Annotated in this window: 11 protein-coding genes; 4 read left to right on the top strand and 7 right to left on the bottom strand. The window is 35.2% G+C overall.

All coding sequences use genetic code 11. The features are described from left to right. Window positions 1-488 precede the first annotated feature (488 nt). From ACFOUY_RS20535 to fabV, 3 genes are all read right to left on the bottom strand, one after another. Complete coding sequence (locus ACFOUY_RS20535; RefSeq protein WP_131533794.1) at window positions 489-941, bottom strand: cold-shock protein; 453 nt, start codon at window positions 939-941, stop codon at window positions 489-491. 110 nt (window positions 942-1,051) lie between these two features. Beyond that, window positions 1,052-1,585, bottom strand: coding sequence for a GNAT family N-acetyltransferase (locus tag ACFOUY_RS20530; RefSeq protein ID WP_378963159.1), 534 nt, complete (start codon window positions 1,583-1,585; stop codon window positions 1,052-1,054). A gap of 218 nt (window positions 1,586-1,803) precedes the next feature. Beyond that, window positions 1,804-2,997 (bottom strand): enoyl-ACP reductase FabV, encoded by a 1,194-nt coding sequence (gene fabV / locus ACFOUY_RS20525; protein ID WP_378963158.1) that lies wholly within the window; start codon window positions 2,995-2,997, stop codon window positions 1,804-1,806. 254 nt (window positions 2,998-3,251) lie between these two features. Here fabV and ACFOUY_RS20520 point away from each other — a divergent pair, with 254 nt between their 5' ends. Then, entirely contained in the window at window positions 3,252-3,962 is a 711-nt protein-coding gene (locus ACFOUY_RS20520; RefSeq protein ID WP_378963157.1) for a DUF2490 domain-containing protein, read from the top strand. 96 nt (window positions 3,963-4,058) lie between these two features. Further along, a complete protein-coding gene (locus ACFOUY_RS20515) occupies window positions 4,059-4,949 on the top strand; it encodes a hypothetical protein (protein ID WP_378963156.1) in 891 nt (296 codons plus the stop codon). Between the two features lie 222 nt (window positions 4,950-5,171). Here the strand turns inward: ACFOUY_RS20515 and ACFOUY_RS20510 are convergent, their stop codons facing one another. The 4 genes from ACFOUY_RS20510 to ACFOUY_RS20495 form a co-directional block, all read right to left on the bottom strand. Further along, window positions 5,172-5,900: a head GIN domain-containing protein gene (locus ACFOUY_RS20510; RefSeq protein ID WP_378963155.1), complete on the bottom strand. Its 729-nt coding sequence runs from the start codon at window positions 5,898-5,900 to the stop codon at window positions 5,172-5,174. Window positions 5,901-6,050: 150 nt separating this feature from the next. After that, on the bottom strand, window positions 6,051-7,703 hold the full coding sequence (locus ACFOUY_RS20505; protein ID WP_378963154.1) for a M1 family metallopeptidase: 1,653 nt from the start codon (window positions 7,701-7,703) through the stop codon (window positions 6,051-6,053). Window positions 7,704-7,965: 262 nt separating this feature from the next. Then, window positions 7,966-9,837, bottom strand: a complete 1,872-nt coding sequence (locus tag ACFOUY_RS20500; RefSeq protein WP_378963153.1) for a CocE/NonD family hydrolase — start codon at window positions 9,835-9,837, stop codon at window positions 7,966-7,968. Between the two features lie 6 nt (window positions 9,838-9,843). Next, on the bottom strand, window positions 9,844-11,712 hold the full coding sequence (locus ACFOUY_RS20495) for a CocE/NonD family hydrolase (protein WP_378963152.1): 1,869 nt from the start codon (window positions 11,710-11,712) through the stop codon (window positions 9,844-9,846). Between the two features lie 197 nt (window positions 11,713-11,909). On the opposite strand from ACFOUY_RS20495, the gene ACFOUY_RS20490 reads away from it, so the two are divergent. Next, a complete protein-coding gene (locus ACFOUY_RS20490) occupies window positions 11,910-12,779 on the top strand; it encodes a DUF6515 family protein (RefSeq protein WP_378963151.1) in 870 nt (289 codons plus the stop codon). A 98-nt stretch (window positions 12,780-12,877) separates the two neighbouring features. Beyond that, entirely contained in the window at window positions 12,878-14,041 is a 1,164-nt protein-coding gene (locus tag ACFOUY_RS20485; RefSeq protein WP_378963150.1) for an esterase-like activity of phytase family protein, read from the top strand. The last annotated feature ends 66 nt before the right edge of the window (window positions 14,042-14,107 follow it).

Raw genomic sequence — 14,107 nt, 5'->3', positions numbered from 1 at the left:
TTTAAAATTTAGAAAATCAATGTTCAGTTTTGCATGGCAAAATTAGCCCTGCAATCCGTTATAAGTCCTCGCTGCGCTGTGGGCTTTTTACTCCCATCAGGTTTATTAACAACGAATTGTTCTGGTACGAAAAAGTAAAAACCATCCTTTGCGATTCTAAATTAATAGGAAAGTAATTTCTTAAAAAGAATAACTTTAATTGCAATGTAAACCCGACAAAGCGAAATAACCTGGAAGGAAAGCGCAGCGAAATGAGGAATATAAGCGGGCGAAACTGAAATAGCCGAAGAAAACCAGAGCATGATTCTCTAAAAATTGAAAATTAAATTAGTTGATTTTTCTTTTAGAAAAAGAAAAAAATTGCGCTAGGTTTTATGCTTAAATAGACGGAATTATAAATGGTTATAAAACCTGGCGCAGCAGAATTTCTGCAGAATTTTTATGTTGTAGCCTTTAAAAAAAAAGCAAATTGGAGCGTTTTGAGGTAATTAAACCTTCGATACTTTAACAGCAGTTGGTCCTTTTTGGCCCATTTCTACCTCGAACGTAACTTTATCGCCTTCTTTAATTTGTGTTACCAAACCGTTTGCGTGTACGAAAATGCTATCCTGAGTTTCGGTGTTTTTAATAAAACCGTAACCTTTGCTATCATTAAAGAAAGTTACTGTACCTTTTTTTATCGGGTTTTCATCGATAATATCCTCTTGTCTTGTAATACCGATTTGTACATCCTCAATATTGAATACTTTCTTCTTTTTAGGATCCGGTGGAGTAGACGAAATGTTACCATTTTCATCAACATACGCAAACATTTCTTCAAGCGCTAAACCTTTTTTTGCATTAGATTGACGCTCTTCTTTTTTCTCTTGTTTGTCTTTTTGTTTTTTTAATCGTTTTTTTTCGTTCTCTTTTTTACTGTAAGTTGCCTGAGATTTAGCCATATTTATATAATTGTTTTGTTTTTAGAAAGGTGAGTGCAATGGAGATTTATGCAAATATAAGAATACTAAAGCAGAAACACGATTTTATTCCGCTAAGGTCTGCTCATCAATTATTTAGAGCTCCACTTTTCTCTATCTATTTGATATACAAAATTCCATTTTGCAGGTTCTCCGTAATAAGCAACTTCTAAATCGGCAATTTTTACTGCACCAAGTTTTTCTGTTGCTTTCTGAGAACGATAATTTGTTGCACCAATGTGCAAAATTACTTTATCTACAAATAGAAAAGCATAGTCGAGCATCAGTTTTTTTAATGCGGAATTGTGGCCTTTGCCCCAAAATTGGCGGCCAATAAATGTATAACCAATGGCAATCGAATTATTTTCTTCATCTACGTCATAATATCTCGAACTACCTACAGTATTACCAGTTTCTTTATCGTAAACAATAAATGCACCGTTTGATTCTATTGCACCTTTAAAAAAGTTTTCGAAAACCTCTCTTTTATAACGGTCTTTGTTGGGGTGTTGCTCCCAAACTAATGGGTCGGATGCAACTGCATAAAGTTTTTCAAAATCTCCTGATTGTAGGGGTTCAACTTTAATTAAATCGTTTTCTAATTTTGGTTGTAATTCAAAACTCATAATATTCTGATATAAAAAACGGCTGGGTTTTAGGCCAGCCGTAATGATTTTTTTTATTTCAAGCGTGCGATTTTTATAAATAATCACATTAGAATGAAAGATTTCTCCGTTTCGCTTTGCTTCAGTCGAAATGACGACAATCGCTTAAATTTAACGCTCAATCGTCATTTCGGCGGAAGTGGAGAAATCTTTGAAAATGCTTGAATCAGCTTTAATGATTAATTTACTAATCCTTCTATTTCAACTAATTCGTTTGCATTTTTCTGATAATCTACTTTATCAATTTCGAAACCAAATAAGCTTAAGAAATCTGAACGGTAACCTGGTAAATCGCCAATTGCTGGTAAAGTTTCAGTGGTTGCTTCTTCCCAAAGCTTTGCAACTTTAGCCTGAACATCTTCACGCATTTCCCAATCGTCTATTCTGATTCTTCCTTTTTCATCAACAGGAATTTCGCCACCATTGTACAATCTATCCGCATATAAACGTTGAATTTGCTCAATCGTTCCTTCGTGAATACCTTCCTCTTTCATTATTTTGTACAATAAAGAAATGTATAAAGGAATAACAGGAATTGCAGAGCTGGCTTGCGTTACTAAGGCCTTGTTTACCGAAACATAAGCTTTACCATTAATATCTTTTAATTTATCGCCAATTTTGAAAGCAGTAGCTTCTAAATCATCCTTAGCTCTTCCAATTGTACCTTTGCGGTATACGGCTTCTGTTAAAGCTGGACCGATGTAAGAATAAGCAACTGTTGTAGCGCCTTCAGCTAAAAGATTTTCTGCTTTTAAAGCATCAATCCACATGGCCCAATCTTCGCCGCCCATTACGGCAACTGTATTTGCAATATCTTCTTCGTTAGCAGGCTCGATAGAAATTTCGCTTACATTGCCAGTGTGAAAATCTACAGTTTTATTTGTATAAGTTGCACCGATAGGTTTTAATGTAGAACGGTGTAAAACTTCTGTATCAGGATGTTTTCTAACTGGAGAAGCCAGGCTATAAATTACTAAATCTACCTGACCTAAATCTGCCTTAATTGTTTGTAAAGTTATTTCTTTAATTTCTTTCGAGAAAGCATCGCCGTTAATGCTTTTTGCATATAAACCAGCTGCGTGCGCTTCTTTTTCGAAAGCTGCGCTATTGTACCAACCTGGAGATGCAGTTTTACCTTCAGTAGGTGCTTTTTCGAAAAACACACCAATTGTTGATGCACCAGAGCCATAAGCAGCTGTAATTCTTGATGCCAGACCGAAACCTGTTGATGCTCCAATTACTAAAACTTTTTTAGGCCCATTGATAGCACCTTTAGATTTTACATATTCAATTTGGTTCTTTACGTTTTGTGCGCATCCATCTGGATGTGCCGTTAAACAAATAAAGCCCCTCATTCTTGGTTCAATAATCATTTTTGTTCTTTTTTACGTTTTGTAATTTTAAAAACCAGAGCAAATTTTACCATTTAAAATTAAACAGAATGCTCAAATCTTTAACGAAGATAAATTTTTAATCGCTTAACAGTAAATCAAATTTAAATAAAGCCAATTTGCTTCGGCTAATAAACCATTTACCAATGTGTTTAAGTATTAATTTAAAGTTAAATATTAAGCTTTGTGTAATTTCTACTATTTTAGCCGATACAGATAATACCGGATTAATTTATATGAAAAGAATACTATTACTTGCATCAGTTTTACTGATAGCATTCGGAAAGCTTAATGCACAAACCCAACAGCAGAATTCAGGCTGGTTTATGTTCCTTAATAATACCAAATTTAATGAAAAGTGGGGCTTGCAGTTTGATTTACAAATTCGATCTGCCGATGATTGGGATCATGTAAGAAATACTTTGGTTCGCCCTGCATTGCAATACTTCATCAATAAAAATAGTAATATTGCTTTAGGTTATTTATGGCAAACTACACAAGTTAGAACGCTTGGAAGTGACAATTCTGTTTCTCTAAACGAACATCGTATTTTTGAACAATACATTTATAATCACAAAATCAGCTCAATATTTGCGAGCCATAGGGTTAGGGTAGAGCAAAGATTTATTGAGAGAACTGGAAATGAAGATCTCTTTTCTCAACGTTTTCGTTATTTTTTCAGGTTGATACAACCATTGCAAAAAGCACAGCCAACTTTTACTAAAGGTGCTTTCATTGCTTTACAGAACGAGGTTTTTTTGAATATTCAAAATAAGGAACAATTGAACAATAGTGTTTTCGATCAAAACAGGGCTTATCTGGCATTAGGATATCGCTTCTCTAAAAAGGTTGATATTGAAGCTGGTTATATGAATCAAGCTGTACATGGTTTAACAAATAATACCGTTAATAATATTGTGCAATTAGCAGTTTATACAAGGTTCTAATTGCGTTTTAATGTTTTAAAGTCATTTTTTGTAGCTTAATTATTACCAAGTGTTAAAGATGTTGTAAATGACGTTGCTTTTTGCTCAATTTGCCGCGTGAAAAAAATCTCAATACTATTTTTGGCGTTATTATTTGGCAAGCGGATGCAAGCCCAGGATGTTAAAACCTCTTCAACAGATGTAGCACCAACCTCAAAAAGCTTATTTAATCCCGAACATAGAAGAAAAGATAGTCGCAAAGGTGATTTTTACTTTCATTGGGGATATAATAATTCTTGGTATGGTAAAAGTGATATCAGATTTCAAGGGCCGAATTACGATTTTACCTTACAAGATGTTGTTGCGCATGACAGGCAATCGAAATTAAGCTGGCAGTATTTAAATCCGGGTTTGATTACTGTTCCTCAATATAACATTCGTTTGGGTTACTTTATTAAAGATAATTATAGTATTTCAATAGGTTGGGATCACATGAAATATGTGATGGATATACCACAAAGCGTTGTAATATCTGGCCACATAGGTACAAATATTTCTACTACTAATACACCTACAGGTGCATTGGCAGGCGATTATAATGGTCAAATGATTAATGTAAAAGAAAGTATGTTAACTTATGAGCATACAGATGGTTTTAACTATGCAAATGTTGAAGTTGAGCGTTATGATGATATTTGGGTTGCGCCAAGTGGAAACACCTCACTTACACTTGAAACAGGTTTGGGGGCTGGCTTAATGGTTCCCCGTTCTGATGTACGCTTGTTTGGTCAGGGAAGAAATAATCACTTCAGTATTTCTGGTTATGGTGTTTCTGCAAAAATTGGTTTAAAATTCTACGTTTGGAAGAACATATATCTCCAAAATACAACCAAAGTTGGCGCAACTAATTTAACTAATGTACACACCACTGGTTGGGATGAGTATGATAAAGCAAGTCAGAAAATTAATTACCTGGAAAATATGTGGGTAATCGGTGTTCAGTTCTAATTTATAAAATCAAAGAAGCTTTATAGACAATGTTGCCTTATCTTAATTGATAAGGAATATCTGCTATAAGGTGAGTCTTTAGAAATTCTGTAGAAGTTTTTCACCAACAAACTATTTATTATTAAACCTTCAATTGCAACAGATTAGCAATTTAGAGTTGCCTAGACATAAAAAAAGCGTTCCGATTTAATTCGGAACGCTTGGCCTCATTTGTGTGTTTAATTAAATTTTTCTTACTCTTCCAGAGCCGATAACAGTTTTTTCTACGGTTGCATTGCCAGAATAATTAACGTTACCCGAGCCACTTATAACCGCTTTAATTGTATTATCTGCTTTAATATCAATAGTTCCAGAGCCGCTCACAGTTGTTGAGAAATTATTTACTGAAAATCCTTTTCCAGAAAAATTACCTGAACCACTAATTACAACTTTAGCCTCTTCGGCAGAACCGGTAATATTTAATCTGCCCGAACCACTAATTACGCCGTTAAAATCATCAACATCAGCACTTGTTGTAATTGTTCCAGAACCGCTTAAAGTTGAAGAAAGTGTTTTTGCGTTTACTTTACCTTTTACAGACATAGCTCCAGAACCGCTCATGGTTAAACTTGTTATCGTTTTAGCCGTTACATAAGCTGTTATTTTTTTATTTTCGTATTTATGCTCCCAGCTTGTCCAGCTGTTTTGCGGACGAATGATTAGAACATTGCCTTTTACCTCAGTTATTAATGTCGAGATTGCGTCAGCGTCACCTTCAAATCTGCAGCTTTCGGTGCTACCTAAAGTAATAACTACCTTAATTGGTCCACCGGCAGCCACGCCGCTAAAGTTTTTTACGTCTCTATCATCAGCTTTCTTTGATGAACTAATTGTGATTTCAGTTTTTGCAACTGCACTGAAAGTTGTGGTAAACATTAATGCCACACATAAAATTGAAAATATTTTTTTCATGATTGTAGAAATTTAGCGCCTTTGTTTTAATAAAATTAAGACGGATTAATAGGTGTTTTTAAATAAGACGATTATTCTTTCGAAAAGTTGCATCACCATACAATTCTTCTTCATTTTTATTTTTTCAAGATTCAATTCATACTGAAAAAATTAACTTTTTTTAGTTTTGATGTAGAATAATGGGTCGTGCTTAAAATTCTCAGTTGTAACACTTGTATCTAATTTAATTGTTTTCCAATCATTTGTAGGCTTTATTAAAGTGTAAGAGCCGCTTTTTAGAGTAACCCTTACAGGCATGTCAAAATCTTTAACATCTGTAATCCAACGGTAAGTAAGTTCGCCATTGTTTATTTTATACTCTAAAACCGGAATTTTAGCGTAGCGTAGGTATTGGTCAAAAACTTTATTCAGTTTTAAACCACTTTGTTTTGAAATGAAATTTTCTACTTCGGCTGTAGTTACCGTTTTATGGTAAAAAGTTTTTCCTAATCCACGCAAAATTTCTCTGAATTTCTCGTCATTATTGATAAGCTGGCGGATGGTATGAATTAAATTTGCACCTTTTGGATACATATCACCCGAGCCTTCTTTATTCACATTATAGGGGCCAATAATTGGGATGTCATTTGCGATTGTTTTTTGTAAACCGACAACATATTCATTCGCAGCTGCTTTACTTTCAGAACATTCTACAAATAAAACTTCCGAATAGTTTGTGAAACCTTCATGAATCCACATATCAGCAATATCTTTTGCAGTAATGCTGTTCCCAAACCATTCGTGGCCACTTTCATGAATTGTGATAAAATCCCAGTTTAACCCATGCCCAGTTCCACTTAGATCTCTACCTAAATAACCTTTTTTAAATTGATTTCCGTAAGCTACAGCACTTTGATGTTCCATCCCCAAATGTGGTGCCTGTACCAATTTATAGCCATCTTTATACCATGGATAAGGCCCAAACCAATATTCAAAACATTTAATCATTGGCTTTACATCGGCATCCCAATGCGGGCGGGCTTTAGCACTATCTGTTTGTAAAGCCCAAAAGTCTAAACTTAGTTTTCCGGCTTCACCATTATAACTATCTTGCCAATGTGCATATTTTCCAATGTAAAAAGTAACATCGTAATTGTTAATCGGATTAGCAACCAACCAATTGTATTGTTTATATCCATCAGCTTTATCTATAGTATTTAATAATCTCCCATTAGAAATTTCCTGCAAATCTTTTGGTACGCTTATGCTGATTTTCATGCTGTCAACTTCATCACTTTGATGATCTTTATTTGGCCACCAGCAGCTTGCGCCAAACCCCTGGCAAGCAACAGAAACAAATGGATTGCCTGCGGCATCTTTTTTGAAAATGAAGCCTCCATCCCATGGTGGCCTCTTAGCAATAACCGGATTGCCGGAATAGAAAACGGTGAACTTATCCTTGCTACCTTTTTTAATTGCTTTGGGGAACGTTACAAAAACAGCGTTATATTCTCTCGTAAATGGTAATTCAACGTCTTTATAAACAACTTTTTCGACTTTTAAATTTGAAAACAAATCGAATTGAAGTTTTGTGAAATCCTGAGTTGCTGTGAAAGCAAATTCATTACTTCCACTAACCGATTTTTGATCGATGTCGATCTTAACATCTAAGTGGTAATAGTTAATATCGTAACAAGTTCTCAGTGGTGTTAAAGTACCACGCAGACTATCTGCTATGGAGTTTTCTTGGTTTTTGCCGAGCAATTGGGCTTTTAAAGTAGAAATGCTTAATGCAAAAGCAAGTATTAAAAGAGTTTTTTTCATTTTGATGTTGTACATAATTAACCACCCCTGACCCCCCAACGTCATTAACTTAAGCAAATTCGGTGTTCTTTAGATTGTAATTGTCTAAAATAATTGATTTGAATTTATATTTTAGATTTAAAAAGATTGCCTAAATCGGTAGCGGCTCGTTAAGCGTTGTCAAGGTTAGCTACCTACAGACTGATATACTCCGCTACCGATTTTTCCCTTAGTGTTTTCGATTTAAGTTAATAATATTATGGTTGAGGTGGTTTTTCGAAGCCTATTTTATCACATCCACCTCGATAAAACTATCGTTAAATATGGTTTGAGTTGCTTTAATATAATCGGCTTCAGTTGCTTTATAAGGATTATCTACAAATTTTTGAGGATTGCGGGCAAATAGAGGGAATGCAGTGCTTTGAACTTGAATCATAATTCTATGCCCTTTTTTAAACGTGTGTAAAACATCTTGTAGTCTGAAATTAACATTAGTTTTTTGATTTACGACTAGAGCTTCGGGTTTTTCGAAGCTATTGCGGAAACGAGCTGGCATAATCTCCGAGCGCACCATTTGCCAATAATTACTTAGGATAATATTTTTATTAGGCATGTAAGGATTGTTCGGCTCATCTACAGGATAAACATCAATAAGTTTAACAATAAAATCAGCATCAGTTCCTGTTGTGGAAACTTTAAGGTGTGACATAATTTCGCCACCCAAAGTAATATCATTATCTAAAACGTCGGTTTGAAAAACTAAAACATCTGGTCGTCTGCCCGCGAAACGCTGGTCTTCACTCATATAATTATGAGGGGTAAAGCCTAAAGTTGTTGTTAAATCTTCTGTGTAAGGAACAGGCTTTAAAGGGTCGCTATCGTAGTTTACAGAGCCTGTAGATATAGGAGCTGTCATGCTTAATTTTCCATCGGCTCCCAGAAATAATTTTTGCTTAGTAGCTTTTTCAGTTGGCCATTTATCGAATGTTTCCCAACCTTTTTTGCCTGTATCGTACATGTAAGCTTCTGGCAAGCCAGCGTTTTTATCTCCATTGCCTTTTAAGAAATGATTAAAGAATTTTGCTTCAATATTTTTTTGATAAAAAGTAGCAATACTATCCCCAAAATAAACATTGCTATGCATCGTGTGTCCAGTTTCGCGGCTCCATCTACCATGACCGAAAGGTCCCATAACAATTGTATTGTATGCATTAGGGTTTTTCTTTTCGATAGCCTTATAAATATTTAATGGCCCTGATAAATCTTCTGCATCGTACCAACCACCAACTACCATTACGGCAGGTTTAACCGTATTGTAATGCTTTAGGAGGCCACGTTTTTGCCAGAATTCATCGTAATTAGGATGATTAACTGTTTCCTGCCAAAAGAAATTATCTTTATAATATTTATCTGCATTAGCTAACGGACCTAAATCTAAAGCGAATTGATAACCATCTTTAGTGTTCGGTTTAATGGTCTGCTTGCCATACCATGCAGAAGTTTCTGGTCCTGTTTTTTGAACACCAAATACCGGGAAAGTGAAAAAATAACTTTGAAGAAATGAGCCATTATGATGAAAATCGTCAAAGAAAAAATCGGATATCGGAGCCTGTGGAGACGATGCTTTCAAAGCCGGGTGATTACTTAAAATACCTGCTGCAGTGTAAAAGCCTGGATAGGAAATCCCCCATTGGCCAACTCTGCCATTATTATTGGCAACATTTTTCACCAACCAATCAATTGTATCATAAGTATCCGAACCCTCATCAACATCGGTTTTTGCCTTTTTATTGTCGATAACTGGTGTCATATTGGTGAAAAGACCTTCGCTTTTATAGCGCCCGCGAACATCCTGCATAATTACGATGTAACCTTCTTTCATCATTAAATCTGATGGACCAAGTTTGCTAGGGAATTTATCTTCACCATAAGGTGCAATGCCGTAACAAGTGCGCTGCATAATCATCGGATATTTTTTATCCTTCGAAGCATCTTTTGGTGTGTAAATCGCAGTAAAAAGTTTAACCCCATCACGCATAGTAATGTAGACTTCTTTTTTTATAAAATTATCTTGTGGATAGCTCGCTGAATTTTGCGCAAAAGCAGTCGAAGCCGAGCAAAGAAAAACGGCGAAAATAAGTTTAATGTATTTCATGATTAATTATTTTAGAACAGATACAGTGATATAAGAGCTGTTAAAAGTGTCGTGATAAATTTTATGTGTCGCTTTTTGAAAATCTGATGGCTCTGCCTTATAAATATCCATAAATTTTTGCGGATTTCTATCTGCCAGTGGAAACCATGAATTCTGAATCTGAATCATGATTTTGTGCCCTTTTTTAAATGTGTGAGCCACATCTGGTAAGGGATAATTCACTTTTGTAATCGCACCTGGAACAAAAGCTTCTGGTTTTTCGAAGCTATTACGGAATTTACCTCGCATAATTTCGCCTCTAACCAACATTTCGTAACCACCCATAATTAGGTTTTTTGGGTTGGGTACTGGATTAGGTTCATCTTCGGGATAAACATCGATAAGTTTTACTACGTAATCGGCATCAGTTCCTGTGGTTGAAACAACCAAATTGGCCAAAACCGGACCGGTTAATGTAATATCTTCTGTTAAGGCATCGGTTTGATAAGTTTTAACATCTGGTCGACGAGCTGCAAAACGCTGATCATCTATCATATATTCGCGGCTTCGTTTAGCTTGAACGCCATCCTGATAAGGAACAGGATTATTCGGGTCGCTTACATACTCATCCCAGCTATCGGTTCTGCCAACTTTTTCAAAACCAAGTTTTCCGTTGGGTTGTAGATAGATGTTTTTGGTTTCTACATCCTTTGGTGGCCAGGTATTAAATTTTTTCCACTCATTACTTCCGGTTACGAAAATATTAGCTTCGGCAGCATTAAAATCGCCTTCACCTTTTAAGTAATGTTTAAAGAAAGGTAATTCATATTGTTGTTGATAGTCGATACTCGTTGTTTTTCCAAATTGAATATCACCAAAGTAAGAACCGTCGCTGCGAACCCAGCCGCCGTGAAACCAAGGGCCGGCTACTAAAATATTGTTTGCATCAGGGTTTTGTTTTTCAATCGCTTTGTAGGTATCAAAAGTTCCGTAAGCATCTTCTGCATCGAAGAAACCACCTACTACCATAACGGCCGGTTTAACATTTTTTAAATGCGGTGTAATTATTCGAGCTTTCCAGAAAGTATCCAAATTTGGGTGTTTCACCAAATCATTCCAGAATTTAATACTATCAGCAAAATATTTGTCTTTTAGATTTTTAATGGTTCCGGCTTCTAAATAAAAGCGGTAATTATCCTGAATTGGAAATTTAAAAGGTTTTGGACCTTTATCTGGTGTAATTGGTTTCGGACGAGGAACACCAAAGCTGCCCATAAAACTGAAAGCATCCATTAAAAATAATGTGCCTCGGTGATGAAAATCATCACCCATAAACCAATCTGTAACCGGTGCCTGCGGCGAAACTGCTTTTAAAGCCGGGTGCGAATTCGGTAAAGAAGTTGTAGAATAAAAACCTGGGTAGGAAATTCCATAAATCCCAGCATTACCATTATTGTTCTTGATGTTTTTTACCAACCAATCAATGGTATCATAAGTATCTGTGCTCTCATCGATATCTTTTTTACCTTTTTTCAAAGTTTGTGGACGAATATCCTCGAAAGTTCCTTCACTCATCCATCTTCCGCGAACATCCTGGTAAACAAAAATAAAACCTTCACGCATCATTGCAGGGAAATTTCCTAAGCTAAGCTTATATTTATCTTCGCCATAAGGTGCAACTGTATAAGGCGTTCTGTTAATTAAAAAAGGAAATTTTTTGGATTGATTTTTGGGTATATAAATCGAAGTGAAAAGCTTAACACCATCACGCATAGGTATTTGGCGTTCTATCTTTGTGTAGTTCTCTCTAACGTATGCCGAATCGGTTTGTTGAGCCAACAATTCGTTAGAAATAAATAAACAAAATAAGAAGCCGAAAATTTTGGTAAGGTTCATTTATAGTTTGATTTTAGGAATAAAATTTAAATATAGAGGATTAGAAAATGATTAGGAAAAAACACGTCGTAAAAGGTTTGTTAGGATGTGAATTTTCAAATCGTCATTCCATTATCAAAATTTAGTTAAATAATGTTAATGGATAATCTTTTGAAGATTTTCATCGTCATACTTACAGTTGATTTAAACACAATAAAATGAAGAGGTTATTAAATAAAGGATTAGTTGTTTTTGCTGTAGCAGCAATGATAACAACTTTTAGCGTTGAAGTTGCTTCTGCTCAAAGACCAAGCAGAGGTGGCGGTGGAAGCATGAGTGGCGGTGGTGGTCGTTCAAGTTCTGTATCACCATCAAGAGGCGGAGGTTCAAGACAGCCATCTATGCAAGCACCATCGAACAATAGAATTTCTCAGGCGCCTAATCGTGGAGGTAATCTGTCTTATGGAGGCCGACCTGAGCGTCCTGGTTATCGTCCAGGTCCAGGTTATCGCCCTGGTAGCAGACCGGGGATAGGTTATCGTCCAAATTATGGTTATCGTCCTGGATATGGCAGCCGTTATGGCAGATCATATTATGGCTATTATAATTATTATAGACCATTTATAGGATTTCGTCTAAATGTTTTGCCTTTTGGATATTACCCTTTTTATTATGGTCCTGATCAATATTATTATTCTGGTGGATTATTTTATCGCCAATACGAAAATAATTATCAGGTTGTTATTCCGCCAGTTGGAGCAGAGGTTCCAAGTTTGCCAAGCGAAGCAGAATTAGTAACTATTGACGGTGTAGATTATTACGAATATAAAGGTGTTTACTACACTCAAGGTGCAAATAAAGATGGCAAGGCTGTTTATATTGTTGCAGGTAAAGATGGTGTTTTAAATACAACTGATGGCCCTGTAGATACTCATCAAATTGGAGATATTATTAACGTTTTGCCAGAAGGATGCAGAGAAGTAACCATTAAAAACGAAAAATATTATGTATCTCCAGATGATGTTTATTACGAAGAGGTGATTAGTGGAAATACAACAACTTACCGTGTTATTGGTAAACTGTTTTAAGCATAATTTTAATTAATTTTTTAACCGTTTCAATTTAACATTGAAACGGTTTTTTATTAATACAAAATCTATATTTTTACAAGATAATTTATATCGATTTGAAAAAAGCATCAGCTAAATTTTCTTTGTTATCTCTACTGTTTATTTGCCTTCTAGCATCTTGTTCTACAACTAAGTATGCTTCTTCTAAAAATAAAGAAACAACAATTTCCTCGTTAAAATTTCTTGATGAATATGTAATGCCTCTAAATCAGAAGTTTGAAAATACTATTGTTGGAGGCTTATCTGGGGTTGATTATGATAAAAAATCGAATCAATATTATTTAATTAGCGATGACCCATCACAATTTAGTCCAGCTAGGGTTTATAATGCAAAAATAAAAATCCAGGATAATAAAATTGATACGGTTCAAATAACTGGTGTTATATTTTTGAAACAGGAGAACGGAAAGGAATATCCGAAATATGGTACCGATAAAACCTTAAAACCCGATGGAGAATCGGCTCGTTATAATCCAAAAACAAATCAGATAATTTGGAGTAGCGAAGGCGAAAGGTTGTTTAAAAATGGCGATTCGATTATTGTGCAACCAGCTTTAACCTTTGTTTCTCCAACAGGAAATTTTATCGATACCATTCCTTTGCCGAAAGGATTTCACTTTACAAAAGGAGAAAACGGGCCAAGAAAAAATGCATTGTTTGAAGGTGTAACTTTTGCAGATAATTTTAAAACACTGTATGCAAGTTTAGAAGAACCTTTATATCAGGATGGAAAAGCTGCTTCATTTGGGTTTAGAGGTGCTTTAACCAGAATACTTAAATTTGATATTGCAAGTAAAAAGAATATCGCTCAGTATGCTTACAATTTAGGTGAACTTCCTGTTCAGCCTACTGTCGATAACGATTGGAATGTAAACGGGATTTCAGAAATTCTTGCCATTAACAGCCATACTTTACTTGTAATGGAGCGGGCATGGGCAAAAGGGCATGATGATCATACTTTTATAAAGCTGTATCTAGTCGACTTAAATGGCGCCCAAAATGAAATTGATAATCCTTCTTTTTTACAAAATCCACCAAAACCCTTAAACAAGAAATTGTTGTTCGATTTCGATAGTTTAAATATGCATATAGATAATTTCGAGGGCATAACTTTTGGCCGTGATTTGCCGAATGGACACAAAACCTTAATTTTCTGCGTAGATAATAACTTCTCTAAAAACCAAACGCAGCAGTTTTTTTTGTTTGAAATAGAACCTTAACCCTAACATTAAAAGTAGATTAGAAAAATTTAACCGCAATACGTTTTCATTGTAAAATTGTTAATT

It is taken from the genome of Pedobacter jamesrossensis, from assembly GCF_042650905.1.
Classification (GTDB): domain Bacteria; phylum Bacteroidota; class Bacteroidia; order Sphingobacteriales; family Sphingobacteriaceae; genus Pedobacter; species Pedobacter jamesrossensis.
This window is presented reverse-complemented; position numbering and strand designations above follow the sequence as displayed.

Coding starts and splice junctions, on each gene's coding strand:
- ACFOUY_RS20535 (WP_131533794.1), bottom strand. CDS start 941: ATGGCTAAATCTCAGGCAACTTACAGTAAAAAAGAGAACGAAAAAAAA.
- ACFOUY_RS20530 (WP_378963159.1), bottom strand. CDS start 1,585: ATGAGTTTTGAATTACAACCAAAATTAGAAAACGATTTAATTAAAGTT.
- fabV (WP_378963158.1), bottom strand. CDS start 2,997: ATGATTATTGAACCAAGAATGAGGGGCTTTATTTGTTTAACGGCACAT.
- ACFOUY_RS20520 (WP_378963157.1), top strand. CDS start 3,252: ATGAAAAGAATACTATTACTTGCATCAGTTTTACTGATAGCATTCGGA.
- ACFOUY_RS20510 (WP_378963155.1), bottom strand. CDS start 5,900: ATGAAAAAAATATTTTCAATTTTATGTGTGGCATTAATGTTTACCACA.
- ACFOUY_RS20505 (WP_378963154.1), bottom strand. CDS start 7,703: ATGAAAAAAACTCTTTTAATACTTGCTTTTGCATTAAGCATTTCTACT.
- ACFOUY_RS20500 (WP_378963153.1), bottom strand. CDS start 9,837: ATGAAATACATTAAACTTATTTTCGCCGTTTTTCTTTGCTCGGCTTCG.
- ACFOUY_RS20495 (WP_378963152.1), bottom strand. CDS start 11,712: ATGAACCTTACCAAAATTTTCGGCTTCTTATTTTGTTTATTTATTTCT.
- ACFOUY_RS20490 (WP_378963151.1), top strand. CDS start 11,910: ATGAAGAGGTTATTAAATAAAGGATTAGTTGTTTTTGCTGTAGCAGCA.